The organism is Arthrobacter wenxiniae (assembly GCF_013376105.1).
GTDB lineage: Bacteria > Actinomycetota > Actinomycetes > Actinomycetales > Micrococcaceae > Specibacter > Specibacter wenxiniae.
This window is the reverse complement of sequence record NZ_JAAMFM010000031.1, coordinates 23,906-50,587: the sequence shown is the minus strand read 5'-3', so window position 1 is coordinate 50,587 and position 26,682 is coordinate 23,906. Positions and strand designations below refer to the sequence as shown.

Annotated in this window: 25 protein-coding genes and 3 pseudogenes; 14 read left to right on the top strand and 14 right to left on the bottom strand. The window is 65.5% G+C overall.

Annotation, left to right across the window (positions count from 1 at the left end):
* Positions 1-571: 571 nt before the first annotated feature.
* From G6034_RS16295 to G6034_RS16285, 3 genes and pseudogenes are all read left to right on the top strand, one after another.
* Positions 572-922: a class F sortase gene (locus tag G6034_RS16295; protein WP_176636163.1), complete on the top strand. Its 351-nt coding sequence runs from the start codon at positions 572-574 to the stop codon at positions 920-922.
* 1,492 nt (positions 923-2,414) lie between these two features.
* A pseudogene (locus tag G6034_RS16290) lies at positions 2,415-4,039 on the top strand (transposase).
* 487 nt (positions 4,040-4,526) lie between these two features.
* Positions 4,527-4,808: a DUF503 domain-containing protein gene (locus G6034_RS16285; RefSeq protein WP_176636162.1), complete on the top strand. Its 282-nt coding sequence runs from the start codon at positions 4,527-4,529 to the stop codon at positions 4,806-4,808.
* 7 nt (positions 4,809-4,815) lie between these two features.
* Here G6034_RS16285 and G6034_RS16280 read toward each other — a convergent pair whose 3' ends face one another.
* From G6034_RS16280 to G6034_RS16250, 7 genes are read right to left on the bottom strand one after another with little or no spacing between them, the layout of a single operon-like run.
* Complete coding sequence (locus tag G6034_RS16280; RefSeq protein WP_176636161.1) at positions 4,816-6,066, bottom strand: vWA domain-containing protein; 1,251 nt, start codon at positions 6,064-6,066, stop codon at positions 4,816-4,818.
* On the bottom strand, positions 6,059-7,009 hold the full coding sequence (locus G6034_RS16275) for an AAA family ATPase (protein ID WP_176636160.1): 951 nt from the start codon (positions 7,007-7,009) through the stop codon (positions 6,059-6,061). Before G6034_RS16275 ends, G6034_RS16280 begins: the two co-directional genes overlap by 8 nt.
* A complete protein-coding gene (locus G6034_RS16270; protein WP_176636159.1) occupies positions 7,006-7,614 on the bottom strand; it encodes a nucleotidyltransferase family protein in 609 nt (202 codons plus the stop codon). Before G6034_RS16270 ends, G6034_RS16275 begins: the two co-directional genes overlap by 4 nt.
* Entirely contained in the window at positions 7,598-8,524 is a 927-nt protein-coding gene (locus tag G6034_RS16265) for an XdhC family protein (RefSeq protein WP_176636158.1), read from the bottom strand. The genes G6034_RS16270 and G6034_RS16265 overlap by 17 nt, the downstream gene beginning before the upstream one ends.
* Before the next feature lies 1 nt (position 8,525).
* Positions 8,526-10,919, bottom strand: coding sequence for an aerobic carbon-monoxide dehydrogenase large subunit (locus G6034_RS16260; protein ID WP_176636157.1), 2,394 nt, complete (start codon positions 10,917-10,919; stop codon positions 8,526-8,528).
* Positions 10,916-11,443 (bottom strand): 2Fe-2S iron-sulfur cluster-binding protein, encoded by a 528-nt coding sequence (locus G6034_RS16255; RefSeq protein WP_176636156.1) that lies wholly within the window; start codon positions 11,441-11,443, stop codon positions 10,916-10,918. Before G6034_RS16255 ends, G6034_RS16260 begins: the two co-directional genes overlap by 4 nt.
* Before the next feature lie 4 nt (positions 11,444-11,447).
* Positions 11,448-12,332, bottom strand: coding sequence for an FAD binding domain-containing protein (locus tag G6034_RS16250; RefSeq protein WP_176636155.1), 885 nt, complete (start codon positions 12,330-12,332; stop codon positions 11,448-11,450).
* 114 nt (positions 12,333-12,446) lie between these two features.
* On the opposite strand from G6034_RS16250, the gene G6034_RS16245 reads away from it, so the two are divergent.
* Together G6034_RS16245 and G6034_RS16240 are read left to right on the top strand one after the other, a co-directional pair.
* Positions 12,447-13,418 carry a LysR family transcriptional regulator gene (locus G6034_RS16245; RefSeq protein ID WP_246296149.1) on the top strand — a complete coding sequence of 324 codons (972 nt, stop codon included), beginning with the start codon at positions 12,447-12,449 and terminating at the stop codon, positions 13,416-13,418.
* A complete protein-coding gene (locus G6034_RS16240) occupies positions 13,409-13,645 on the top strand; it encodes a DUF6788 family protein (RefSeq protein WP_176636154.1) in 237 nt (78 codons plus the stop codon). Before G6034_RS16245 ends, G6034_RS16240 begins: the two co-directional genes overlap by 10 nt.
* A 262-nt stretch (positions 13,646-13,907) precedes the next feature.
* Here G6034_RS16240 and G6034_RS16235 read toward each other — a convergent pair whose 3' ends face one another.
* Positions 13,908-14,360, bottom strand: coding sequence for an alpha-hydroxy-acid oxidizing protein (locus G6034_RS16235; protein WP_218063988.1), 453 nt, complete (start codon positions 14,358-14,360; stop codon positions 13,908-13,910).
* Positions 14,361-14,437: 77 nt separating this feature from the next.
* Here G6034_RS16235 and G6034_RS19945 point away from each other — a divergent pair, with 77 nt between their 5' ends.
* Positions 14,438-14,827, top strand: a complete 390-nt coding sequence (locus G6034_RS19945) for a restriction endonuclease (protein ID WP_246296147.1) — start codon at positions 14,438-14,440, stop codon at positions 14,825-14,827.
* A 202-nt stretch (positions 14,828-15,029) separates the two neighbouring features.
* A complete protein-coding gene (locus tag G6034_RS19940) occupies positions 15,030-15,587 on the top strand; it encodes a DEAD/DEAH box helicase family protein (protein ID WP_246296145.1) in 558 nt (185 codons plus the stop codon).
* Positions 15,588-16,305: 718 nt separating this feature from the next.
* On the opposite strand, the gene G6034_RS16225 is transcribed toward G6034_RS19940, so the two are convergent.
* Complete coding sequence (locus G6034_RS16225) at positions 16,306-16,629, bottom strand: hypothetical protein (protein ID WP_176636152.1); 324 nt, start codon at positions 16,627-16,629, stop codon at positions 16,306-16,308.
* Positions 16,630-16,843: 214 nt separating this feature from the next.
* Positions 16,844-17,512, bottom strand: a complete 669-nt coding sequence (locus tag G6034_RS16220) for a GntR family transcriptional regulator (protein WP_176636151.1) — start codon at positions 17,510-17,512, stop codon at positions 16,844-16,846.
* Between the two features lie 151 nt (positions 17,513-17,663).
* Here G6034_RS16220 and G6034_RS16215 point away from each other — a divergent pair, with 151 nt between their 5' ends.
* From G6034_RS16215 to G6034_RS16185, 7 genes are read left to right on the top strand one after another with little or no spacing between them, the layout of a single operon-like run.
* Complete coding sequence (locus G6034_RS16215) at positions 17,664-18,716, top strand: aromatic ring-hydroxylating oxygenase subunit alpha (protein ID WP_176636150.1); 1,053 nt, start codon at positions 17,664-17,666, stop codon at positions 18,714-18,716.
* A gap of 8 nt (positions 18,717-18,724) precedes the next feature.
* A complete protein-coding gene (locus tag G6034_RS16210; RefSeq protein WP_176636149.1) occupies positions 18,725-19,168 on the top strand; it encodes a hypothetical protein in 444 nt (147 codons plus the stop codon).
* Positions 19,165-20,217: a succinylglutamate desuccinylase/aspartoacylase domain-containing protein gene (locus G6034_RS16205; RefSeq protein ID WP_176636148.1), complete on the top strand. Its 1,053-nt coding sequence runs from the start codon at positions 19,165-19,167 to the stop codon at positions 20,215-20,217. Before G6034_RS16210 ends, G6034_RS16205 begins: the two co-directional genes overlap by 4 nt.
* A 49-nt stretch (positions 20,218-20,266) precedes the next feature.
* Positions 20,267-21,193: an ABC transporter substrate-binding protein gene (locus G6034_RS16200; RefSeq protein ID WP_176636147.1), complete on the top strand. Its 927-nt coding sequence runs from the start codon at positions 20,267-20,269 to the stop codon at positions 21,191-21,193.
* Between the two features lie 6 nt (positions 21,194-21,199).
* Positions 21,200-22,153: an amino acid ABC transporter permease gene (locus G6034_RS16195; RefSeq protein ID WP_343038116.1), complete on the top strand. Its 954-nt coding sequence runs from the start codon at positions 21,200-21,202 to the stop codon at positions 22,151-22,153.
* Positions 22,150-22,941, top strand: coding sequence for an amino acid ABC transporter ATP-binding protein (locus G6034_RS16190; protein ID WP_281375511.1), 792 nt, complete (start codon positions 22,150-22,152; stop codon positions 22,939-22,941). Before G6034_RS16195 ends, G6034_RS16190 begins: the two co-directional genes overlap by 4 nt.
* 24 nt (positions 22,942-22,965) lie before the next feature.
* Positions 22,966-23,931, top strand: coding sequence for a PDR/VanB family oxidoreductase (locus G6034_RS16185; protein ID WP_176636146.1), 966 nt, complete (start codon positions 22,966-22,968; stop codon positions 23,929-23,931).
* Positions 23,932-24,031: 100 nt separating this feature from the next.
* Here G6034_RS16185 and G6034_RS19930 read toward each other — a convergent pair.
* The 4 genes and pseudogenes from G6034_RS19930 to hxlB all read right to left on the bottom strand — a co-directional run.
* Positions 24,032-24,283 (bottom strand): annotated as a pseudogene (locus G6034_RS19930) (OpcA/G6PD domain-containing protein); the annotation flags it as partial.
* A 36-nt stretch (positions 24,284-24,319) separates the two neighbouring features.
* A pseudogene (locus tag G6034_RS16180) lies at positions 24,320-25,044 on the bottom strand (glucose-6-phosphate dehydrogenase); the annotation flags it as partial.
* A gap of 132 nt (positions 25,045-25,176) precedes the next feature.
* Entirely contained in the window at positions 25,177-25,800 is a 624-nt protein-coding gene (gene hxlA / locus G6034_RS16175; RefSeq protein ID WP_176636145.1) for a 3-hexulose-6-phosphate synthase, read from the bottom strand.
* 46 nt (positions 25,801-25,846) lie between these two features.
* A complete protein-coding gene (hxlB, locus tag G6034_RS16170) occupies positions 25,847-26,395 on the bottom strand; it encodes a 6-phospho-3-hexuloisomerase (protein WP_343038115.1) in 549 nt (182 codons plus the stop codon).
* Positions 26,396-26,682 lie beyond the last annotated feature (287 nt).

Genomic DNA, 26,682 nt, shown 5'->3' with positions numbered 1-26,682 from the left:
AACAATCCCTCGGCGCGTGGGCTGAAGATCCAGACCGCGGCCCAGGGAACGGTATCTTCCCCGGCGGACGGATGGGTTGGGATGACAGGACTGCTCGCAGTCCTGGGCCTGGGTCTGGCAATGGTCGTTGCTGTCCATCGAAAGCGCCATGCGTGAAAAGGGTCCGTCAGCCGCGGGCGCTGGGGACGCTCGGGATAATGCGGGAGTGGTCGGAAGGCACTCTCCCGGGGTCGGCGACACGTTGACCGAGGGAGGCGCCCTGGCGGACGATTCGGGCCAGGGCACCTCCCGGGGCCGCCGTTCACTCCGAAGAGTTCGCCGGGTCACTTTCCTGGGAGCAGTTTCCGCAGCAGTCCTGCTCGCCGCTGCAATCGTCCTCGGCGGGCCACCAGCCGGACATCCGGCGACCATGACGACGGGTGGCCGGCCGGCGCCCGTTTCGGCGAAGTCCGCCGCGGCCGGGGAAATACTCCATTCGGGGGCGCCCCTGAGACTGGTCTACCCCGGCGCAGGCGCCGACATCACCGTTCGCCCGTTGACCCCCACGGCCGCACAACTCGCTGCCGGTGAAGTGGATCCGCCCGAAACCCAAGACGCCTACTGGCTGACGAACTACGGAAGACCCGGCGTCGGGTCGACCGACACAACATTTCTGATCGGCCACCGCTGGGTCGGGCAGGACGCACCCTTCAACCGGATCGGCAACATCGCCAAGCTCGGGGATCGGTTGACGCTGCGCACCCAAAACGCGGTCCTCAGCTTCACCGTCAGCATGGTCACAACCCTTGACAAGGCGACGTTGAACACGGCACCGATCTGGAAAGCCGTACCTGGCCGCGTCGTCATGATCACCTGCGACCTGCACGATCCGTGGGGGAAAAACACCGTCATCACGGCCGACCCGACATCCCCCAAACCCTGACCGGGGTGGACGCGAGGTGCCGGGGAGCGTGGCGCCGGGACGCATTGGGGTGCCGGCCAACGCGGCCTCTTAATAAGCCGCCGTTCCATTTCAATCCGAAGGGTGCGCCCTTGCCCTGTGGCCAGCAGATCTCGCCTGCCAGCCACGATGCGGGCAACCGCGTCGTCGGGCAACCGCGGCGTCGGGCAACCGCGTCGTCGGGCATCGGCGGCGTCGACGGTCTCGCCGCCGCCTGGCGCTTCAGGGTGCCGTAGATGTAGGTTTCCGGCGGCAGGCCGACCGAGTTGTTGAGAGCGCTTCGAAGTCCGGCTGTCCTTCCACGCAGGCGTGCTGGCCATCGCGTTCCATGCCGGCCATTGCAGGGTCCGAGCCTGACCAGGGGAAACCATGCCCGGCGCGGCGTAGAGATCGAAGGCCTCCTCCATACGTCGGGGCAACCGCGCCGGGCTGTTCCAGCGCCGTGGCCAGGGGCCGTGGCTGCCTTCTCGCTGTAGTGCTTTTCGGTGATGGCGCTGCGGGAGTGGCTGAGCTGCGTTGCGGCATCTTTTGACCCATGCTCCCCGTCGAGCGGGGTGAGCACGGTCCTTCGGAAGACAAGCGGGACCATGCCCGCCGGCTAATCAGCGGAGGTTCCTGGCTGGACCTGGACAACCGGGTGGCCGCCCTCGCCCACGAACTTGCGCACGCCTCACTGCACGTTCCCGGAGACGCCATCGGTGCCTTGTACGGCAGTAGCACCAAACATCGCGGGCTCGCTGAAATCGAGGCCGGGTCCGTAGCCTACGTAGTCCGGCATGCTCATGGCATCGACCGTGGCGCGCGATCTGCCGCATACCTCGCCAAATGGGCCGACGCCGTCTTGGAAGCCGAAGCTGGCTCGATTCCGCGATGTTCCAGGGACCGGAAACCAATGTCCCGGACCGACATGGCAAAGTCCACTTTGCGCAGGGTGACTTCGGTGGCCAAGACAATCCTGGAAGCACCAAACCCGCCTGGGTTTGGTGGGAGATGGGGAATCGTCATCCAGACTCCCCGCACTGACCGAAAGGCGCACGCACCAGGGGTTCACCAGGGAAGGAATCTTCTGCGGTCTGATTTCGATGTCTCAGGACCGTCGACTGTCGGGAGACTGCCATGCACTTGACGCGGACGGCATGCATTTTCGTCGCAATGGCCGATGTCGATTAGCCTGCTGCTGAGGCAAGGGTTGAGACAAGTGCCAAGCGGGTAGCTTGCGTCGTCTTTGATGGCCACGTTCTGGGTTCGAGTCCCGTGGCTGGACGAATTCAGACAAGCATGCCGGAGACGTAAATCATGACTGTGACAGCTACACAGCTGGGCATGAAATTGCCGAAGGCCCGAACATGGGACACCTGGAAGGCGGACAAGATGACCGCAAGGCTATATCCGACTCCCTAGGAGACTGCTGATTAATTTGGGTGGTTAAGGCGCGCCTCCGTGTTTTTTGGTGGGAGTCGTTAAGACTTGATGCATGCAGGGTGTTGAAGTCGCGCAGCGCGGGTTTTTGGATGTGGAGGCACTGGCTGGGGAGTTGTTGGCCCCGGGCAGTGCCTTCGCGTTTTTGGCGGAGCATCGGGGCCGGTTGTTTCCGGATTCGATGATGGAGGATTTGTTTCCCTCCCGCCGCGGACGGCCCTCGGTGCCGGCGTCGGTGATTGGTTCAGTGCTGGTGCTGCAGGCGTTGGAAGGTTTGTCGGACCGGGGCACGGCCGAGGCGCTGACGTACGATCTTCGGTGGAAAGCAGCCTGTGGGTACGGGTTGAACGAGACCGCGTTCCACCACACCACGTTGACGTATTGGCGCAAGCGCCTGGCGGCAAGTGAGCGTCCGCACCGGATTACCGAGGCCGTCTTTGAACTCATTGAATCCACCGGGGTCCTGGCCGGCAAACGCCGCCGGCCCTGGATTCCACCGTCCTGGATGATGCGGTGGCCAGGCAGGACACCATCACGCAGTTGATAGCCGGCATCCGCCGCTTCGGCCGGGACGTCCCTGACGGCGCTACGTTGTTGGCAGCCCATGCCACCGGTTATGACTACACCCGGGTGGGAATGCCGGAGATCTCTTGGGATGACCGGGACGCGAAAGACGCGCTGGTCTCGGCCCTGGTCACCGACGCCCTTGCGCTGCTGGGCGCGGTCAATCCGGAAGCCTTGGAGGGCAAGGCCCATGAAAGCTACGCGCTGTTGGCGCTGATCGCCGGGCAGGATGTGGAACCGGCCGAGGGCTCCGATGGCACGGATGGGCGGTGGCGGATCGCCCGGCGCGTGGCGAAGGACCGGATCATTTCCGTGGTTGACCCCGAAGCGCGGCACGCCCACAAGTCCCGGGCGGCGTTGCGGGACGGGTACAAGGCCCACATCGTGGGTGAGCCCGAGACGGGCCTGTTCACCAATGCCGCGATCACCAAGGCCGGCGGGGCTGGCTCCGGTGACGCCGAGGCCGGCATCGGCCTGCTGGCCGCGGATCCGTCCGTTCCCGCCATCACTGGTGGCAGTACCGCCGGTGGCGGCCTGCCCCGAGATGGCGGGGATGCCGGGGACGCGGATCTTCAGGTTCTTGGGGATTCTGCCTACGGTTCCGGAGACATGCTTGAAGCCCTGGAAACGGCCGGGCACCAGGCGCTGGTGAAGCCGAAACCGTTGCGCCCGGCCGTGCCCGGCGGCTACGTCCTGGATGACTTCGCCTACGACCCGGAGCACGGGACGCTGAGCTGTCCCAACGGTGTCGTGCGGCGGATCAGTCCGAAGGGAAACGTGAACTTCGGTGCCGCCTGCAATGATTGCCCGCTGCGGGATGCCTGCACGAAGGCGAAGAAGGGCCGGAAAGTTGTCATTACCGAACACCACGGCCGCCAACGCGCCCACCGGGCCGCCGCGAAGGACCCGGACTTCCAGCACGACTACCGCACATACCGGCCCATGATCGAACGCGGCGTCGCCTGGCTCGTCGCCGGAAACAACCGCCGCCTGCGCTACATCGGTGTTGTGAAAAACCATGCCTGGATCCACACCCGCATCGCCGGATTGAACCTGAAGCGACTCCTCAACTTAGGCCTGACCACCAAAAATGGGGGCTGGGCCCTGGCCCAATAAGGAATCAGGGGCGCCAGCCCCCGCAACACCGCCCCGGCGGCCACCAGACCCCGCCCAAACGGGCATGAAGGCACCACGAAACCAGAAAACTGGCCCCGAGAAAACCCGCCACCAACCAAGGAATGGCCAGCCCAGATGCCGAAACACCCCAACCAGCCACCCAAATAGCGCTTAGTTCAGCAGCGTCCTAGTCATAACCGGGAATCTGGTCGGGAATTACTGGCCCATGTGGGTGCCGACCAGGGCAACCACGCAAAGTATTTGGTCTTCGCGTAAGCCGTCCATAATTGGGGACAGCAGTTACCCGGAAGCATTGCGGGGTGGACTCCGCCGCAGCCTCGCCGCAGCCTCGCCGCGCGTCATGGCAGGTGGCCCCGCGCGCCGACAGCTCTGTTCGTCTAATGCGCGTCTGACTTGCGACTGGCCCTTGGACCGATCTCGGGACGTGGTCCCGAGGACGGCGTCGTCCCTCGGGAGGATGGCGGGCATGCGGATTGGATGGATTGAGCTCGATGTCTTGCTCGGCGATGTGCATTCGTTGAAGGAAGAGCGGCCGGGGATTGCCGGTATCCGCAAGCATTTTCACGTTTCCGTCGGCGAGGTGGGGTATCAGGGGCGGCACCGGCCTGCCGAGCTGGGCGTCGGCATGGTCGCTGCCGACCGGGCCCCTGTGGCGGAGGTGCTGGACGCCATGGAAAACCATGGTGCCGCGCGGCCCGGCATCGGCCTGCTCAGCGCCGGGCGCCGGACCATCACCAGCGAGGACTGAGCAGTCTTCACGGGCCGTCCCGGATGGCGGCCGCAAGCTGGGACAGGGAGCCGTAGCTGTGTCCGCTGACAAATTCGTCGCAATACGGCAGCGCCGCCGCCATGCCGCCCACCAGCGGCTGGTAGCCGGGGCCGGCCTTTCGGGGGTTGACCCAGATGATCCGGTAGGCCAGGCGCCGCAGCCGCGCCATCTGGGCGGCGACCTCGTCCGGGGTGTCCTGTGCCCAGCCGTCGGAGAGCACCACGACGACAGCCCCGCGGGCCAGTCCGCGGCGGCCATGGTCGTCGATGAAGCGGCGCAGGCTTTCCGCCAGCCGTGTCCCTCCGGCCCAGTCCGTGGCAGCGGCCGAAGCCCGGGCCAGGGCGACGTCCGGATTGCCCGCCGACAACTGCCGGGTCAGCCGGGTGAGGCGGGTGGAAAACACAAAGGCCTCCGCACCGGCCCCCGCCACGGCGCCCTGGATCAGGGTGAGGAAGATTTGCGTGTAGGGCTCCATGGACGCGGAAACATCGCACAGGAACACCAAGGGCCGCGGTCGGGCCCGACGGCGGGCATACACCAGCGCGCCGCCTTGACCCCCTGCACGCCGGGCCGCCCGGATGGTGCGGCGCATGTCCAAGGCGGCGTTGCCGTGCCGGGCCTTGCGTGTGCGGCGGCTGCGGCGCGCAGGCGTAGCCAGCACAAGCTGCCGCACCAAGGCACGGACCCGAACCATTTCCTCAGGGCTGAGCTGTGCGAAGTGGGTGCCGTGGAGGGCCTCGTCCGCGGAAGCCATGGCCAGGACCGCGTCACGCTCCGGCCCCTCCGAGTGCCTGTCGCCGCCGGGGGCAGCGGCAGGTGTCTGCCGCGCCGGGGCGGAAACTCCGGTGGCGCCCCGCCGGTGTTCTGGCGGTGCCGTCCGTGTGCGTACCTCGGAGCCGGTGACGGGCGGGTTGGTGGGTTCCCCGCGGTGCTCGGCGGGATCGAGCAGGCCGTCAAACACCGCAGCAAAGACGGCGTCAAACACCGGCAGCTGCTCCCGGGACTGCACCAGCGTCACCCGGGATGCCCAGTACAGCCGGTCGCGGGCCGACGGTGGAACCAGACGCAGCGCCTGGGCCAGCCAGGCTGCACGGTCGGGCGGAGTGGGAAGACCTGCCCGGCGCAGGGCAGTGCCAAAGCCAACAGCCAGGGCGGCAGCCTCCACCTCGGGGGCGTTGGGTGTGCCTCCGGCATGCCCGCGAGCGGGAACAGCGGCTGAGGGCGCCGTGTCAGTCATGGCCTCCGCCCACCCAGGCGGCGCCGCGCGCCCACGCCAGGTCCAGGTCGTCCCGGTTTTTCAGCACCGAACCCCAGGTGCTTTCCACAGCGGCAGCATCCAGGCGTTCGATGCCCAGCACGCTGAGCGCCGCCACCCAGTCGATGGCCTCGGCAATCCCCGGCGGCTTGGCCAGGTCCAGGGAACGCAGCCTGGTGACGGCGTTGGAGGCGTCCAAGGTGAGCGGAGCAGCACTGCCGGGCACCCGGCGTCGGACGATCTCGGCGATGCGTTCCGGGGACGGATAGTCAATCCAGTGGTACAGGCAGCGCCGGGTCAGGGCATCGTGCAGCTCACGGGTGCGGTTGGAGGTAAGCACGACGACGGGCGGGTGCGTTGCGCGGACCGTGCCCAGTTCAGGGATGGTCACCGCAGATTCGGCCAGCAGCTCGAAGGTGAACGCCTCAAACTCGGCGTCGGCCCGGTCAATCTCATCCAGCAGCAGCACGGCAGGGCGGGGGCCGGGGTGCTCGATCGCCTTCAGCAGCGGCCGGCGCAGCAGGTATTGCTCACTGAACAGGTCATCTTCAACAACGGCCGCGTCGTTGACTTCGGCCAGCCGGATCCCCAGCAGCTGGCGCTGATGGTTCCATTCGTAGAGCGCCTCGGAGGCGTCGATGCCTTCGTAGCACTGCAGCCGGAACAGCGGCGTGTCCAGCACCCGGGCCAACGCCTTCGCCGCCTCTGTCTTTCCGACGCCAGCTTCGCCCTCCAGCAGGATGGGCTGCGGCAGCCGGATGGCCAGGAACAAGGCGGTGGCCAGGCCCTGGTCTGCCAGGTAGTCGCCGTCGTCAAGGGCTTCGGCCAAGGATGCCACGTCGGGAACCAGCCGCTGCACCGCGTCCTCGGCACCGGACCTGGCTGCGCCTGAAGGGGCGGCGCCCCGGCCGGCCGGGGCGTTCATGGGCCACCGCCGTACCCGGCCAGCAGCCGCGCATAGTCTTCCTCGGTGTTCACATCCGGCGGGACGGTGCCCGGCACCGCGACCTCAACGACGTCGGCCGTCCGCTGCTCGAGCAGTTTCCACACGGCCTTGTCGCCATGCAGGCCGGACAATGCAGGAAATACGGAACGCGCGAACGCAAAAGGGTGCCCCACGCCGTCGTCGTAACGGCACACCGCCAAGGGGGCGTTGCCACGGCCCGCAAGCAGCAGATGCACCGCCTGTGCCGTGACCCCGGGCTGGTCGCCCAGCAGCAGGACCAGCACGCCGGTATCGGGGTGCAACGACGGGATGGCTGCAGCGATCGATGAGGAACACCCTTCACCGTATCCGGGGTTCTCCACCACGGTGCAGCCGCTGGTGTCCACAACGCGTTGCACCTGATCCCCGGCGCCGCCGAGGGCCAGCACGATCTGCCCAACCCCGGTGGCGCGCGCAGTGGCCAGGACGGCATCAAGCAGCACCCCGTCACCGTACGGCAGGAGTTGTTTTGGCCTCCCCAACCGGCGCGACGCCCCGGCGGCCAGCACCAGTATGGCAACCCGGGGTTCAGTGGACTGTGGCATATCGGCCCGGATCCTTCAGGAACGCCTTCTGGCAGCCGGGGGCACAAAAATACACTCGCACCCCGTCGACATCGGTGTGCAGACTGGCTTCCACGGCGGCCACGCTCATGCCGCAGACGGGGTCCAGAGCCGTGGCGGGTGCTGTTACGGGCGGGGAACCAGCCGGGGCAGCATCGCCACCGGCCCGTGCTGCGGCGCGTTCCGAGACCAGTTCGGCAAGGATGGACAGCGCTATTTCGGCCGGGGTCTGCCCGCCCAGGGCGAGCCCGGCGGGGCTGTGCACCCGCGCCCGCAGATCCTCGTCGACCCCAAGAGAAGCCAGCACCGCGGAACCACGGCTTACGCTGGCCACCAGGGCGATGTAGGGCACACCTGCCCGCAGCGCAGCCTCCAGCGCAGGTTCCTCCTCGCGCCCGAGCGAGGCCACAATGAGGGCGGCGTCGCCGGACCGGGGTTCTGCGGCGGTCCCGGACGCGAGCTGCACGTCGAAGTCCAGGACGGCGCCCAAGGCTGCGAGCGCCTCCGCGACGGGAGTGGAACCGATCACCAGCACGCGTGGCGGCGGGAGTTGGGGTTCGAGGAAAATCTCGATCGTGCCGCCGCTCAGGCAGGGGTTGTTCACTTCAACGGCGCCCTCTTGCTGCAGGTGGGAGGGTTCCCCCGGCACCACGCGCAGCAGTACCGGTTCCCGGGTGGACAACGTCCGCAGGCCGTAGTCGCGCACGGACGCCTCCACGCAGGTACCGCCCAGGAAGCCGTCGATTTCCCCGTCCGGCAGCACCAGGGCCGTGTTGCCGGCATGGGCGCTGGTGGGGCGCATGGCGCGCACCACCGTGGCGCGCACAAAGGGCTCCCGCCGTTGGCGCAGTTCCTCCGCCCGGGCGTTCCGGGCATCCGCGTTGCTGGGCATGTCAGACCGGCGGCCTGGTCCGGCCTTGCATGGCCTCCCATACACGGGCGGGTGTGCAGGGCATGTCCATGTGTGTGACCCCGTACGGTGCCAGGGCGTCCACAATGGCATTGACGACGGCGGGCGGGGAACCCACCGTGGCCGACTCGCCGATGCCCTTGGCACCGATGGGGTGGTGCGGGGAGGGGGTGACGGTGAATCCGGTTTCCCAGTCGGGAACCTCCATGGCCGTGGGGATCAGGTAGTCCATGAAGGACCCGCTGAGGCAGTTGCCGTCCTCGTCGAAGGAGATCATTTCCATGAGCGCCATGCCCACGCCGTCAGTCAGGCCGCCGTGCACCTGGCCCTCGATGATCATGGGGTTGATGCGGGTGCCGCAGTCATCAACAGCAATGAAACGGCGCACCTTCACGTGCCCGGTGCCCGGGTCGATGTCGACAACGCAGATGTAGGCGCCGAAGGGGAACGTCAGGTTGGGCGGGTCATAGGTGACCTCCGCGTCAAGGTTGCCGTCGACGCCGTCGGGCAGGGTCAGGGTGCCGTGCGCGCCAAGTGCAATCTCACTGATGGTTTTGCCCGCCGAAGGGTCGCCCTTGACGAACCATCGGCCCTTCTCCCACTCCAGGTCCTCCGCCCGGGTCTCCAGCATGGCCGCAGCGATGAACCTGGCCTTGTCCCTCACCTTGCGCGAGACCATGGCCACGGCGCCGCCGCTGACGGGGGTGGAACGGCTGCCGTAGGTCCCCAGGCCAAACGGTGTCTGGTCGGTGTCGCCGTGGACCACGTCAATGTCTTCCGGCGGGATGCCCAGCTCCTCGGCCACGATCTGCGCGAACGTGGTCTCGTGGCCCTGGCCCTGGGACTGGACGGAGATGCGCACCACGGCTTTGCCGGTGGGATGGATGCGCAGTTCGGCGCCGTCGGCCATCCCCAATCCCACAATGTCGAAGTGCTTGCGTGGGCCGGCACCCACGGTTTCGGTGAAGAAGGAGATGCCGATCCCCATGAGTTCCCCGCGTTCGCGCTTTTCCTTCTGCTCGCGCCGCAACTCGTCATAGCCGGCCATTTCCATGGACAGCCGCATGGCAGGTTCGTAGTTGCCGGAGTCGTACACCCAGCCGGTCTTGTTCGCATAGGGGAACTGCTCGGGTTTGATGAAGTTCTTCAGCCGCAGCTCGGCCGGATCCATCTCGAGTTTGCGGGCCAGGATGTCCACCATCCGTTCCACCAGGTAGACGGCCTCGGTGACACGGAAGGAACAGGCGTAGGCGACCCCGCCCGGGGCCTTGTTGGTGTAGACGCCGGTGACCTTGCAATGTGCGGCGGCGAGGTCGTAGCTGCCGGTGAAGATGTGGAAGAATCCTGCCGGGTTTTTCGTGGGCTGAGCCGTGGCGTTGAAGGCGCCGTGGTCGGCCAGGACGTTGGTGCGCAGGGCCAGGATCCTGCCTTCCTTGGTGGCTGCGATCTCGCCTTGCATGATGTAGTCGCGGGCAAAGGAGGTGCTCATGAGGTTCTCTGAGCGGTCCTCCACCCACTTGACGGGCTTTCCGGTGACGATGGAGCCGACGACGGCGAGGATGTATCCGGGGTAGATGCCCACCTTGTTGCCGAAGCCGCCGCCGATGTCGGGGGAGACCACCCGGATCTTGTGTTCGGGGATGCCGGCCACCATGGCATACAGTGTCCGGTGGGCATGGGGGGCCTGGGTGGTTTCGTACAGCGTGAGCCGCCCGTCGACGGTGTCGTAGTCGGCGACGGCGCCGCAGGTCTCCATGGGTGCCGGGTGGACGCGCGGGTACACGAGTTCCTGGGCAACGACGACGTCGGCGCTGGCGAAGATCGCATCCGTCTCGGCCGCGTCCCCGGCCTCCCAGTCAAAGATGTGGTTGTCTGTGCGGCCCGGCAGGTCGTCGCGGATGACGGGGGCGCCGTCGTCCAGGGCCTTGCGGGCGTCGATGACCGGCGGCAGGAACTCGTAGTCGACGTTGATCAGCTCCAGCGCGTCACGGGCGGCGTAGCGGTCCTCGGCGACCACGAACGCGACCTCCTGGCCCTGGAAGCGGACCTTGTCGGTGACCAGCACCGCCTGCACGTCCGCGGACAGGGTGGGCGCCCAGGCCAGGTTCAGGGCCTCAAGGTCCTTGCCCGTGATGACAGCCACGACCTTCGGATGCGCCAGCGCCTCGGACGCGTCAATGGACAGCAGCCGGGCGTGCGCCACGGGGGCCCGCAGGATGGCGCCGTGCAGCATGCCGGGCAGCACAATGTCATCAACGTAGTTGCCCCTGCCGCGGACAAAGCGGGGGTCTTCCTTGCGCTGGATTCGGCCGAAGCCGATGGGCCGGGACGGATCTCCGGCTGCCGGGTTCGGCGCGTGTTCTGAAACGGTGGTCATGCCTTCACGTCCTCAGTGGCGGGTGTGTCCCCAGGCTCGGCGGCGCCTGTGCCCGAGTCAGTTCCCAGCGGGTTCTTGGCCGCCCACTTCACGGAGCGGACAATCGTGGCGTAGCCGGTGCACCGGCAGATCTGGCCGGAAATGGCCTGACGGATCTCGGCGTCGTCCGGGTCGGGGTTGCGGTCCAGGAGTGCCCGGGCCGTGAGCATCATGCCGGGGGTGCAGAAGCCGCATTGCAGGCCGTGCTCCTCCATGAAGCCCTGCTGCACCGGATCCAGGGTGGCACCGTTGGCCAGCCCCTCAACCGTGCGGATGTCGTGGCCTGCGGCCATGGCGGCCAGCACGGTGCATGACTTGACCGGTTCGCCGTCCATGAGGACAACGCAGGTGCCACAGTTGGAGGTGTCGCAGCCCCAGTGCGTGCCTGTCAGGCCGAGGACATCGCGGATGTAGTGGACGAGCAGGACGCGCGGTTCCACGTCACGGGTGACCTCGCCACCATTCATTCTCATGCTGATCTGCACGGCCTCAGCCTTTCTGTGCTCGGGTCTGGGCCGCGCGGGCGCAGGCGCGCCGCAGGACCCTGCGGGTGAGTTCATCGGCCAGGTGGCGCTTGTAGTCGACGGGGCCGCGCTGGTCCTCGATGGGGCGGGCGGCCGCGGCGGCAAGCAGGCCGGCTTCCGCGAACAGTTCTTCCCCGGGCGGGCGGCCCCGCAGCAGCTCCGCAATTCCCGCCACTACGCCGTCCAGCCCGACGGCGGTCAGGCCCACCGCAGCGTCGGCAATGCTGCCGTCTTCGGAGAGTGTGACGGTGGCACCGGCTGCCGTAACAGCCCAGTCGCCGGTCCGGCGCTCCACCTTTTCGTAGGCGCTGGAGGAGAGGGGATGGATGGGAAAGTGAATCTCACACAGGAGCTCGTCCGGCGCCACGGCCGTCTCATAGGGGCCCCGGTGGAATTGCGCCATGGGCAGGGAACGCTCGCCGCCGGGGCCCCTGATGATGGCAACGGCCGCCAGCACATCGCAAACCGTGGAGAGGTCCTCGGCCGGGTCGGCCTGGCACAGCGACCCGCCAATGGTGCCCCGATTGCGCACCACGGGGTCGGCAATGACCTGTTCTGCGTCCCGGATGATCGGAAAAAGCTGCGCAACTTCGGCCGATTCCAGAAGCGCCGTGTGCCGTACCAGCGCGCCAACACGGAGCATGGTGCCATCGCGGCGGATGAAATCCAGTTCGCGCAGGTCGTTGATGTCGATCAGCCGTTCGGGCCTGGCCAGCCGCAACTTCATCATGGGAAGCAGGCTGTGCCCTCCGGCCACAACCCGTGTCTCGGGTCCGTGGCGTTGCAGCAGGGCGATTGCATGGGCCACGTCAGTGGCGCGGTCGTAATCAAATGAAGCTGGAATCTGCACAGTCCACCCCTTGGCTCGCGGAGCCAGGCGGAACGCAAGGCTCCCAGTGAAAGCCAGTCTTGTCCCGGCGTCCTTGGCATGTCAACATCGTCATAAGCGAAAGGTTATGACGCCATGGCGATGACTGCGAGGCAACTGCAGGCCTTTGCGCTGGTTGCCAAGCTGGGGTCGCTGCATGCCGCGGCTGCCGCCCTCGGGGTCAGCGAGCCTGCCGTTTCCGCCGCGCTGGCAGCCCTGCGCCGGGACCTGGGCGATGTCTTGTTCGTCCGGGCGGGCAGCGGAATCGCGTTGACGCCCGGCGGGAGGGTCCTGGCCATCCATGCAGAGGAAGTGGTGGGCCTCGTGGCCGCGATTCGCCGCGACGTAAGCCAGGCCCAGCGATCCGGCCAAGGGCTGCGGGTGCTCGCCACGGCCGCCTTTGCCGAGCATGCCGCGGGCCGGCTGCTGGATGTCTTTGCCCGGCGCCACGCCGACATACCACTGGAAGTTGTTGTGGAAGGCTCCTCTGAGATAGCGGCACTGCTCACCCGCCGTTCGTATGACATTGCACTGGGTGCCCGCCCGGAGCTGGCAGCGATGGCCGGCGTTGAGAGCGTTCCGGTGCTGCGCTACCGACGGGTGCTGGTTGCGGCCCCGTCGCACCCGCTGGCGAGGTTCAGCGGGCCTGCCCCGGCACCCGCACTCCTGGAACATCAATGGTTTGCCGGACCCCGCGGCATCGAGAAGGCCACGGAAGAAGGACGGTGGTTGGCCGCCGTCGGGAGGCCTCCCGATGTGGTGAACCTGACCAGCGAGACCGATGCGCTCGCGGCCGTCAGGGCGGGGGAGGGAGTCATGCTGGCCCTGGAGCACGTTGTCCGTGCCGAGCTGGGCACGGACGCCCTTGTCGCAGTGGTCGCTGCCGGCACACCCATTACCGGCATGTGGTGGGCCAGCACTCTGGACCGCGGCCGGTCGACGGGGCAGGCCCGGGCGCTGCAGCGCTTCGCCGCGACGGCGGAGGCGACCGCAGCCATGGTGGCTCGGCGAGGGTCCAGGGGGCTGGCGCAGAGGGGCTCCAAGGTTCACGTTGCCCTGTGGAGCTGAGCCGGACAGCGGCCACGGAAACGACTACGGGGCGTCCGCCGTTCAACCAGTGGAGCAGCAAGGGCAACGGCAAGACCGTCACCCGCACCCTCAGCCAGGAAGTAGCCAAACTCCACCGCGAATGGATCGAGAGTGACCTCGAATTGCGCCGCATCATCAAGGACATGCCCACGGACTCCGAACGAGCCACCGAGCTAGTCATCCCTAGTCATCCGCGAAAAGGTTAAGAGACAAGCTGAGAGCAATCGACCAGCAGTTCGGTCCACTCGCCGCCGACAGTGCCACCGCGCGATGTTCGGGTCCGTGGCCCCGTCGGCGGCAGGTCTCTCGAGTCTCAGGTGCCGGTGAAGACGCTGCCGGGGACGCCGGCGAACAGCGCCCGCGCACCCGTGGCGGGTTACACGTATTCGAGGTAGTGTCCGAGCTCCGTGCGGGTGTCGGCGCAGAGGAACGCGACGAACCCGGGGGTGTCGGCTTCAGCCGGCATGATCACGAACGCGCCCACCCGGTGGGTGTCCTGCGTCTGGGGGTGGTTTCGTTGAGATCGTTGGTCACGCACCCGAGCTGGAACGGGCTCTCGGCCAGACCGGGACTCATTGGCGGGCCTGCGCTCATGAGGGTGCTCCGGTGAGCTGGTCGGGGGAGAGACCGGACCAGGGCGGGGGACCTCGAGGAACGAGGAGTTGATCTAGGCGGGGTGTCGACCCCGAGGAATCGGAGGGAGTCGATCATCCGGTCCCGCAGCAGGTCGACCATCCTCATCACCACGGGCTCGCCCGCGGCGGGAAGCCCTTTCACGTAGGCGCGTCCAATGCCGACCGCCTTTGCGCCCAGGGCCATCGCCTTGACGATTTCCGAGCTGCGGTGGATGCCGCCGTCGATGAGCGCGTCGGTCTGGTCACCGACGTGGCGGGTCCTGGCCGAGCGCTTGCATTTCGACAATACTGCAACACGGAACGAGTACCTTGCGGCGCATGGAGCCCCGCACTTCGCACAGTCGCAGCCCCTTTCAAGGACCCATGGCACCGGTGCGCACCTACGGTCCAATGCAACCGGCCGGAATGCGGCAAGATGATTGCAGGGGATCTGCGACATTCGAAGACGTGCTTGACCGGCTCTATTTCACTGCCATTGACCAGAAGCACAAAGGCGGCAAGTTTGAGCGGCTGGTCAAGCGGTATCTGCAGTTGGAGCCGACGTATGCGGACCAGTTTTCGGATGTCTGGATGTGGCAGGAATACCCCGGCCGGGATGGCAAGGTGGACGCCGGCATGGACCTGGTCACCAAAGACCGCTACACCGGAGAGCTGACGGCCATCCAGTGCAAGTTCTACGACCCGATCTCCACGCTGCAGAAGGCGCAGATTGGCTCGTTCTTCACGGCCGCCGGCAAAACCGACTTCTCCTAGGGGATCGCGGTCTACACCACGGACCACTTGGTCCAAGCACGCCGAGGATGCACTCGACGTCCCCGAGCAGGTGCGCCAGGTGGACCGCAAGGAACCCCGAAAATACCAGCGTGACGCAATCAATGATGTCGCCTGAGGCTTCGAATCCAGCGATCGCGGCAAGCTGATCATGGCCTGCGGTACGGGCAAGACATACACATCATTGAAGATCGTCGAGGAGCAGGTGCCCATCGGTGGAACCGTGCTCCTCCTCGTCCCCTCCATCGCGCTGCTGCAACAGACTCTCAGCGAGCGGACAGCACAAGCCGCGATGCCTCTGAGGGCGCCCGCTGTCTGTGTGGACTCCAAGGCGGGCCGCAAGGAGAATGAGGACGTCTCCGTCCATGACCTGGCCTTCCCCGCCACCACGGACCCGGTCAAGCTGCTGAACCGCCACGGCCTCAGCACCGGCCGGAAGGCCGTGACAGTCGTCTTCTCCACGCACCATTCCACAGATGTCATTGCCCAGGTCCAGCAGCAGGGCCTTGCCGATTTTGACACGATCCTCTGCCGCGAGGCCCACCGCACCACGGGAATCACCGAAGCAGACCATGACGCTTCAACTTTTGTCCGCCTCGACGATGAGACCTGTCTGAAGGCGGCCAAGCGCCTCCATGTGACGGCAACGCCGCGCATCCATGTCCAGGAGTCCAAGGCCAAGGCCGCCGAGGACAACTTGGCCGTCTACTCCATGGACGACGAGCCAGTGTTCGGGCCATAATTCCGCCATCTCGGCTTCGGCAGGGCCGTGGAGACGGGCCATCTGGCCGACTACAAGGTCTTGGTCCTGGCAGTGGACGAGGAAGCCGTCTCACGCTCCTTCCGGGGCATGTTCGAGGAGAATGGGGGCCTCAAGCTCAACGACGTCGCGCGCACAAGAGTCAGGCCGCACCGTGTGTGCGGCCTGACTCTTTCGTCATGACAAGTTGGCCACTCGCCAAAATGCTCGAGAGCGCAGATTCAAGCCTCGGATGCACACGGGACAGGAAGCCCATGTCCTGGGTGGACATCGCCAAGTCGTCGCTGGGCCGAGAGACGTCCGTCGCAACCTCGATTTTGGAGTCGACCGATTCCCACGGATGTCAGCGGCGTTGCCGGGACGTCGGGGCATTTGTCACCGATGCCCGTGGTGGCCACGAGGTTGGATTCCTTTGCTGCCCTGGTGCTTAGACCCGGATCCGCGAGTAGGACCTTCTTGAGGGCGGCGTGTTAAAGCGAAAAAGTGCCCCTGAGAATTCGCCTGAGGCGAGCATTTCGTGTTTAAAACGCCGCAGCAACCCCACACAACTTCGGTGGATCAAGGCTTGGCAGCCCTCTATCTGGCCTTGCGCCCTACTGATCTCCAGCAGGGGCCGCGGGGATCAGCAAGCGACGCTTCCGGAATCCAACGTCGGGATTGTCGGAACGAGGTCCTGCCTGACCGGGACGTTGTCGATGACTCACGGATCTTCGGGGGCGGCGAGGGGACCACGCCTATTGACGTCCGGGGCTGACGCCGATGAGTCGCGCCAGGGCATCGGGATGCGCCGATTGGGGCTGCGGCCGGCGCCATCGGTTACGTGGACGGGCACCGGATGCCCATCACGCCCCGTCACGGCGGCATTCACCCTGTCCTTGGGCACGCTGTCCTTGAGCACGCTGTCCTTGGGCACGCTGTCCTTGAGCACGCTGTCCTTGGGCACGCTGTCCTTGGGCACGGGATCGCCGGACCTGACGATCAGGTGCTGCTCGCCCGGTAGCTGGCGGCCGCCGAGCAGGTTCAAACGGCGGGCCGGGTTGGACGCCCGGCGGAGGAGGCGTGTGGCGGTCGGGCACTCGCGGCGGAGTTCTGCGGCGCTCGACTCGAGATGCTCCGGGCCACGTTCCCGGTGAGCATCCCTGCGAGCCGCGCCGCTGAGACCCTCCTGAGCTGAGGCCGGGCGATCCGGACCAGTCGGTGAAGCCGACGCCGCATTGGGCCGTATTGACCGGCCATGGTCAGGCGCCCGGTCCAGACCGTTCGTCGGCCGGATCGTGGCAGTAGCGAAGGACCTCCACGATGGTCTCGGGGTCGTTCGTTTTAAGTGCCTCGAGGATGCGCCGGTGGTCATCGGCGAGCTTGGCCTGGTGGTGGGGGCCCTGCCGGTATGTCATGGTGATCCGGCGCTGGATGGGGTGGGCCCACATGGCGGCCAAAGTGGAACGCAGGTAGTCATTCGGGCACGGTTCAATCAGGGCCGCGTGAAATTGGCTGCCCATCAGGAACAAGGCCTGTGCATCTGACGGATCCAAGGTTTCGAACTCGTCGATCATTGCCCGCAGGCGTATCAGTTGGGCGGGTGAGTGCTTGCCGCAGGCTTGCCGGGCGGCGAGGGCCTCCAGTGTGTAGCGCACCTCGTAGACGTCGCGGACGTCCTTGTCCGTGAGGTCATTGACCACGTACCCCTGGCCGGGAACGAGGGTGGCCAGGCCCTCCTGCGCGACCTGCGTGAGGGCGTCCCTGACGGGCGTGCGGGAGACGCCGTACAGGGCGGCCACCTGCTCCTGCACCAGCGAGGAGCCGGGCGGGAAATTTCCGTCGATGATGTCGGAGCTGATGCGCTCGTGCACCTGAATGGCCAGGGGGCGTGGATCATGCTTCTTGATCACGCTGTGATGTGAATCCATTCAAAATCTCCGTCGCTGCTGGATGGTGGTTTGAGTCTAATACCCCATGCCGATGCTTCACCCGCCCCACGGAAACAGCCTCACAATGACCATTGACTCTCTTTGTATTCGTCGTATACGGTGTATACACCCAAGCAAGGAGGCTTGAAAGATGTTTGTCTTGAACACGTGGTACGTTGCCGCCTGGTCCGCCGAAGTGACCCGCAAACCCGTTCGACGGGTGGTTTGTAAGCAGCCAATCGCCCTCTTTAGGACCCAGGACGGCGCGGCGGTCGCCTTGGCCGACCGTTGTGCCCATCGCGCATTCCCGCTTTCGGAGGGACGGACTGTGGGGGACTCCGTGGAGTGTGGTTACCACGGTTTTACGTCCGGTCCTGATGGGATGTGCACCAAGGTCCCTGCCCAGACGACCATTCCGGAGCGGGCCCGCGTGCGGAAGTACCCGTTGGTCGAGAAGGACGGGTGGATCTGGGTTTGGACGGGCGACGCGGAGCTTGCCGATCCGGCGGATGTGCCTGACACGCATTGGATGGTCGATCCGGAATGGGCGACCGTGACGCACTCCGTCCACTTCAAGTGCCGGACAGATTTGATCCATGACAATTTGCTGGACCTGACGCATGAGTCGTTCCTCCACAAGACGACTGTGGGCGACGATTATATCTATGAGCACGGCATCACGGTTGAGGTGGAGGGCAATGTGGTCAGCGTCGACCGCCTGATGCCCTCGGTGGAGGCCCCCCCGCTGTATGCGGAGACCATGGATGCCCGGGGCCTCTTTGACCGCTTCCATTGCACCGAGTTCTTTGTCCCGAACCTCCATGTGCTGCATTCAGGCATCAGCGGTGAAGGCCGCCCGCGCGAGGAGGGGTACCTGATCAAGGTCCTCAACGGCATCACGCCTATCGACGAGCACAATTCCTGGTACTACTACGCCTTCAGCCGGAACTTTGGCGTTGACAACGCCCAGGCCACGCAGGAGCTGCTCGTGGGGCTGGCCACCGTCCTGGATGAGGACGCCGCGGCCCTGGAAGCCCAGGAGATCGGCATGCAGGACCGGCCTGCCGGCGAATTCGATGTTCTGATCGCCCAGGACGGGGGAGTGGCCAAGGCCCGACGCATCCTGGCGGCATTGTTGAAGAAGGAACAAAACGCGTCCCCGGCCAACCGGACCGTGGAGCCCGCTGCTCCGCGGTCGGCGTAGGGGCCCGCATGTGGATGTTGATCAGGGCCAACGCCCTGGGAGGCGACATGCAACCGGACCGAAACGCCAGGACCCTCGCGGCGTGCCCGGACACGGCAGAGCGTGGGGACCCGTGGCGCTGGACGGTCAGCCTCGATGAAACCCAGTCGGGGGTCAGCGTCTCAGTGGACCGTGATTTCATAGAACTCGACGTCACCGAGTATGCCGATGGCCACACCGGGCTGCTGCACCGTCCGGCCGGTCACCAGCTCATTGTCGCCGGGCTTGCCGGCGAGGCACTAGTGTCAGCGGAAAACGGCCCGTGGGAACGCTGGCTCAAGCCCGGGGACGTCTTCATTGTGGAAGGCGAGGAAGAGGAGTCGCTCCGACTGAGCCTGGCGGCGCCACCTTCCAAGGTTTCGGTCGTGTCCATGGCCCCCAAGCGCGCAAATGCCTTGCGGTGGGTGCCGTGAGCCCTTCGGCAGCAGGCGTCCGGGCACCCACGAGCGGTGCCCGGTTCACCGGAATCGATTTCGGTGAGCCCGGCAAGCATCTTGGCTACGGGCATGTGGTGCATTCCGATAACGTGCATGACGGTGCGGTGATTCCGGTCCCCGTCGCAGTCATCAGTTCGGGGCCCGGGCCGACGGTGCTGCTGGTGGCCGGTACCCACGGTGACGAGTATGAAGGACAGGTGTTGCTCCATGAGCTCATCCGCAACACCCTGCCGGGGCAGCTCAGCGGAACGTTGATCGTCGTGCCCGCGGCGAACTCAGCTGCCGTCCGGGCGGGAACGCGGGTTTCCCCGATCGACGGCGGCAACCTCAACCGCAGCTACCCCGGCAGTGCCGCGGGCGGCCCCACCGCCCAGACGGCCAATCTCGTCGCGGGCGCGCTGCTCCCCCTTGCCGATGCCGTGGTGGACCTGCACTCCGGCGGTACGAATTCGAGCTATCTGCCATGCACTTTCCTGTATCGCGGGCCGGACCCGGCACTGTGGGAGCAAAGGGTGCACGCCGCCAGGCTGTTGGGCCTGCCTTATGTCATGGTGGTCCCCGCACGGCTCGAGCCCGGCTCGCTGAGCTGCGCCGGTGACGACGCGGGGATTCTCTCGCTGTCCACCGAACTCTCCGGCAGGGGCACGGTGGATCGGGGTGCGCTGGAGTTAATCCGGGCAGGCCTGCCCGCCTTCCTGCAGCACGTCGGCGTGCTGCAGGAAGCGTCCACGGGTGTCCCCCTGCGCGCAGCCGCGCACGAACCCGTGTGGATCGAACTCGTGCCCGAAGCGGCTGTCACCTCGAAGACGGCAGGGATCCTGGAACCCCTGGTGGACTTGGGCGACCACGTCTCGGCCGGAGATGTGGTGGCGCGCGTACATTTTATCGACGAACTGGATCGTGAACCAGTCGAATATCGTGCCCGGGTGGACGGGGTGGTGGCCATCCTGCGGCATCCATCGCTGGTCACCGTGGGCACGCACCTGGTGCACATTGCACCGGAAGTACCCAGCAAGAGCCTGTAGTCAGCCCGGGTCCGACAGCGACGTCGAGACCCCCACGAAAGGTAAGTTCATGCACACGTTCCGAAAATCGCTCCTGACAGCGGGAGTATTGACGCTCACGATTGTTGCGGCAGGCTGCACCACTGTGCCGGCCTCCCCGCAAGCCGGCGGACAGGCGGAGCTGGCGTCGCCAGTCGCCGCGACGCTGACTGTCAATGACAAGGCGCGGGCACTCCTGCCGACCACCATCCGTGAGGCTGGCGTGCTGAAGATCGCCTCGGATCCGACGTACCCGCCATTCGAGTATTTCGACACGGACAACAAGACCATGATCGGTTGGGACGTGGACATGGGCAACGCCATCGCGGCCGTGCTCGGCCTGAAGGCCGATCATGTGCCTGCCACGTTTGACACCATCCTGCCCGGGCTGACGTCACACAAGTATGACCTGGGCATGTCGGCATTTTCCGTCACGCCGGAGCGCGCCAAGGCAGTGGACTTCGTTCCCTACCTGGACAACGGCACGGGGCTGGCGGTTGCACCGAAAAATCCTCTCAAACTGGCCATCGAAGGTTTGACCCTGTGCGGGCAGAAAGTGGCGGCACAGAAGGGATCGATCCAGAGCATGGACTTGATTCCGCAGCTGTCCAAAAAGTGTACCGACGCCGGCAAGCCAGCGCTCGAAGCACAAAACTTCCCGACCCAGACCGACGCAAACCTGGCCCTGACCTCGGGACGCGTGAGCGGGGTTCTTGCAGACAGTGTTTCCCTGGCCTACCAAGGCAAGCTTGCCGACGGCCGATTTGAGCTGGGAGCTGGTGCCGACTTTGACCCCCTGCCGACCGGAACGGCCCTGAACAAGGGTTCCGAACTGCTCCCGGCGATTCAGGAAGCCACCAGGCTCGTCGTCGAAAGCCCGGCGTTCGCTGAAATCAACGCCAAGTGGGGCATTCCCGCCGCCGCCACGATCAGCGCCAACAAGATTGTGCAAAAGTAGGCCGCCGTGACAGACCTGACCAAGACACCTGAGAAAACAACTTTTACATCGCCCGGCCGGACCAGGGACCACTACACGGTAGTCAAGGCGAAACATCCCGGCCGGTGGGTTTCCGCTGCCATCATTGCGGTCTTCGCGGTTTTGATGGCGCGCTCCGTGGCCACGAACCCGCGGTTTGGCTGGGAAACCGTGGGCCTGTACCTGCGGGAAGTGAGCATCGTTCAAGGCATCGCGGTGACGCTTGAGCTGACCGCTGTGTGCATGGCCATTGGAATCGTACTTGGTGTGGTGGTGGCGGTGCTGCGCCTCTCACCCAACCCCGTGGTGCGCACGGCCGCGTTCGCTTACGTGAACTTTTTCCGTGGCACCCCTGTCCTGGTGCAACTGCTGTTTTGGTACAACCTCGCTGCACTGTACCCGACGGTTAGCTTTGGGATCCCCGGCGTTGCCCTGGACGCAAACGCGATCATCACGCCAATGTTTGCCGCAATTCTGGGCCTGGGCTTGAATCAAGGGGCCTACATGTCCGAAATTGTGCGGGCAGGGATACTCTCTGTTGACCACGGCCAGGTCGAGGCAGCGGGAGCGTTGGGCATCAACAAGCTGCAGACCATGCGCCGGATTGTCCTGCCCCAGGCGATGCGGGTGATCATTCCGCCCACCGGAAACGAAACGATCGGAATGCTCAAGACGACGGCCCTTGTCAGTGTCATTTCCGTTCCGGAGCTCCTCTATTCTTCACAGATCATCTACGCCAGGAACTTCCAGACCATCCCCCTGCTGATGGTCGCGAGCATTTGGTACATCGTCGTGACGTCGATCCTCAGCATTGGCCAGTATTACCTGGAACGGCGCTTCGCCAAGGGCGGCCAACGGAACCTGCCGCTTACGCCGCTGCAAAAACTAACGTTGTTTTTCAACACCCACGACCGGCTGGCCCGGAAAGGCGGAAAATTATGACGGCCGCGGAAAATACGACGGTCCGGGCTGCACCCATGGTGCGGGCCGACGGGATCGTGAAGAACTACGGAAAGCTCAACGTCCTTGACGGCCTGGACCTGGAGGTCGACGCCGGCGAGGTTGTCTGCCTCATCGGTCCCTCCGGATCTGGCAAGAGCACCTTCCTGCGCTGCATCAACCACCTCGAAGGCATCGACGGCGGGCGCATGTGGGTGGATGGGAAGGCGATGGGCTATGACATCAAGGGAACACGGCTGCACGAGCAGAAGGAAAGCCGGATATGCCGGAGCCGCACCGGCATCGGCATGGTCTTCCAGCACTTCAATCTGTTTCCGCACATGACGGTGCTGGAGAACCTGGTGGAGGCGCCCCGCCTGGTGCTCGGGGAAAAAAAGTCCGTTGTGGTCCAGCGCGCACTGGAACTGCTTGAAAAGGTGGGGCTGGCAGAAAAGGCGGGGGCCTTCCCGCGTCAACTCTCCGGGGGGCAGCAGCAGCGCGTTGCGATAGCCCGCGCCCTGTGCATGCAACCAAAATTGATGCTTTTCGACGAGCCCACCTCGGCCCTTGACCCGGAACTGGTGGGGGACGTCTTAAAGGTCATGAAGGACCTGGCACTTTCGGGAATGACCATGGTCGTCGTCACCCACGAGATGAACTTTGCCCGCGACGTGGCGGATCGAGTGGTCTTCATGGCCGATGGACGAATCGTTGAACAGGGTCCGGCACGGTACGTGATCACCAACCCCCAGCACGAGCGGACCAAGGCATTCCTCTCCTCCGTGCGCTAAACCCGGCAAGTGAAAGTCAGAACCATGAAAATCACCGAGTTCTCCGACGTCACCGTCACGACCATCAAGCATGAATCAGACTGCGTGGTTTCCCTCGTGCTCGAGCACCCACTTGATTCACCACTGCCCGAATGGCAGCCCGGCGCCCATGTCGACGTGCTGTTGCCCAACGGATTGGTGCGCCAGTATTCGCTGTGCTCGGAACCGGGTGAGCCGCAGTGGCGGCTCGCCGTCCTGCATGAGGTGTCCGGACGAGGAGGTTCCGACTTTGTCCACAATGAGTTGCTGCCGGGCACGAAGGTCCAGGTTCGAGGGCCAAGGAACAACTTTGCCCTCGGACCCGCCCCGGAGTACCTATTCATCGCTGGCGGCATTGGCATCACGCCGATTCTCCCGATGGTTCGCCAGGCGGACCGCAGTGGTGTCCCCTGGCGGTTGGTGTACCTGGGACGCAGCCGCCAGAGCATGGCCTTCCTGGACGAACTTGGGGTTTACGGAGACAAAGTTGAAGTGCACGCCGACGACGAAAGTGGACGCTATGCCTTGGCGGAGGTGCTGGAGCAGCCCGAGGCCGGCTTCCACCTCTACACCTGTGGTCCCGGACCCCTGCTGAAAGCGATTCAGCGGTACATTAATCCGTGGGTTGACCAGTCGCGCTTCCACTATGAGCGTTTCGTCGGCGACCCTGCCGATGCCGGCGCCGCCACCGCTCCCGCTGCGGGCGATCACGAGTTCGTCGTGGAACTCAACGACGGACAGGAGATCGACGTGCCGGTGGGGACCACCATCCTGGCGGCCCTTGGGAGCGCCGGCGTGCGCGTGCTCAGCTCATGCCAGGAAGGGATTTGTGGCACCTGCGAGACAGGCGTGCTGGCCGGGGAGGTCGACCACCGCGACAGCCTTCTCTCCGAGGGCGAGCGAGCCGCGATGGACACCATGATGATCTGTGTTTCCCGCTGCAAGGGCAGGCGTCTCGTATTGGACCTCTGACGTCCCTGGCGCCAGGAACGATCGGCAACAGGGGGACTTGGACGCCTGCCCGAGGGGCGCGCACGGGGGACATGCCCGGGACGAACCAATCCGTTGCTCGTCAGCGGTCTACCGGTGCTGGACAACCTTCGCCGAAGACTTCGTCGGGGTCGAGCCGGCGCAGTTCCTCGGCGAGGCAGTCCTGCAGGGTGCGCCGCGGAAGGGATATCTGCTGCACGGGCTGGCCGGGCTGGCTCATTTCGGCCTCGATGGCGCCGGGGCGGTGGAGTTCGACGTTGCCCCCCTCACGTTCCAGGATTACGCGGCGGATGCCGGTGCCCCGGGGGTCCTCCGTCATGGTGGTGGGCGCGCCCATGGCGCGGTGCAGCCTGGGCCCCCTGCTGCCGGGCTCGTAGGCTTCCGGGCTGGATTCGGTGAAGGCGTGCCCGTAGCCAAAGTCCATCGTGACGTCGCGGACCTCCATCTGCGTCCCGGGGGCCTTGGAGCCAAAGCGGATCGTGACGCCCTCGTCGGGCTGGACCCGGATCACCACGGCGTTCTGCCCGAAGTCGTCCTCGGCGTGGTCGGTGAACAACAGGTTCGGGGCGCGCTTGAAGACCACCGCGATCTCCGTCACGCGCCGGCCCAGGCGCTTGCCGGCCCGCAGGTAGAACGGCACCCCCGACCAGCGCCGGGTGTTGATGTCCAGCCGGACTTCTCCTCGGCCATGGTGATCTGCACATGGTCCACATAGTTCGCGTTCCAGAGGGGCTCGAAGAACTGGTTGGCGAAGCGCAGGGCCAGGATGTTCCAGACGGTTTCCTTGCCCAGGTAATGGTCGATCCGGAACATGGCATCGGGCGGGAACACCGATTCGACAATGTCGTTCAGCGCCCTAGCCGAGGCCAGGTTGTGCCCGAACGGCTTCTCAATGACCACCCGGCGCCAGCAGTCCGGCCCGCCCTGGGCCAGGTCGTACACGGCTGGCATGAGCTTCTTGCGGGACAGGTCCCCGGTGCCCCCGAAGAGCACCAGCGACGACGGGCCCGCCACCCGGGACAGCCGGCGGTCGCGGCTGTCCCGAAGCGGGTTGGCTCCGCCTTTTCTGCGCGAAAGAGTTTGCTTGTCAGTCATTGATGCTCACGAACTGCTTGAAAATCACCCGTTCGGGGTGCCGCGCACACCATCAGGGCCTCGGAAGGGGCGTGTGGCGGTGGCCCGCCTTTTCGCTGCAGGGGACAGCCGTGATACCGGAAATTCGCAAGACTAGACGATGGCTACCCGAAGTTTCTTTGCCGCCAGGGCGGGATCGGCCGCGCCGTAGATCGCGCCGCCAGCCACGGCTACATCAGCGCCGGCCAGCTGGACCGCCTCAATCGTGCTGAGGTTGACGCCGCCGGCGACGGAAAACGGAACGAGGGCGTTCCTTCCTGCGCTGAGGAGGCCTTTCAAGTCGAAACCGGGTTGTGCCTGTTCATCAAGTCCGGCGTGGAACTCGATGAATTGGGCGCCCAAGGCATGTGCCTGCCTGGCCCGCGAGACTTTATCCACAACGCCGATGAGGTCAACCACGATGCCCTTGTTGTGACTCTTGGCGGCCTTGACGGCGCCGGCGATCGTGGTGTCGTCCGCGCTTCCCAGGACTGAGACGAGGTCGGCGCCTGCCTTGAACGCAATGTCGGCTTCGAGCTCTCCGGCATCCATGGTTTTCATGTCAGCGAAGATGATCTTGTCCGGGTGGGCGTCCTTAATGGCGGTAACGGCGGCGAGGCCGGCGGCCTTAATCAAGGGGGTGCCGAGTTCGATAATGTCGACGTATTCGGCGACCTTTCCGGCCAGTTCGAGGGCGTCGTCGATGGTCAGCAGGTCCATGGCTACTTGGAGCTTCATGTTTAGTTCACTTTCTGTAGGAAACTGCGGGGGTCCAGGTCACGGGCTATTCCAGGTTTGCGTGCCTGAGCCAGAGTTGTTCGGCGGGTTGCCCGGCGTCTTCCCACAAGGTCTGGAAGACGGACTCAGTGGCAAGAAAAAGTGCTTGCTCGAAAAGTGACCCGGAGTATTGGCGCGAAACGCCGGATCCGTGGTCGGTTTTTTGTGCGGCGGGGATAATGACCAGCGCGTCCGCGAGGACGGCCAGAGGGGAGGAGGCGCTCGTGGTGAGCGCCGCGATGTGGGCACCTGCCCCTGCTGCCGTCTCCGCGGACTTGACGACTCCCGACGTCGTTCCTGATCCGGAGGCCACGAGGAGCAGGTCGCCGGAGCAGATCGCGGGCGTCGTGGCGTCACCGGCCACGTGGACAGTCAGCCCCAAATGCATCAGGCGCATGGCTGCCATCCGCAGCACCAATCCGCTCCGCCCGGCACCGGCCACAAAGACCCGGCGGGCTGACTGGAGTTCGGCGGCCAGAACGGTCAGTTGTCGATCATCCAGTCCAGCTACGGCAACAGCAATTTCGTCCTGTACGAGTGAGAGATTTTCTCTCACGACGTGTCTCGTGATGTCGGGAGGCGCTGGCGCAGCAGTGGAACTCACGGAAGTACCTTTGGTCAGTTTGACGGACAGTGGGCGGCCGCGGCACTTGTTGCGCGGCCTGTATCCATCCTTTCGAACGTCGGGGGTGGGCGTAACACGCTCTTATAATGGTTTTCACTACTCTTTCGGGTAGGGAACGAGGATGCTCCGCGATTGTCCGCGGCGACCATTTCACCGACAGAGGGGGTTCGACCTTGGCCGCTACGCCATTTTTCGGCAGGACCGGTACGCTGCTGGAT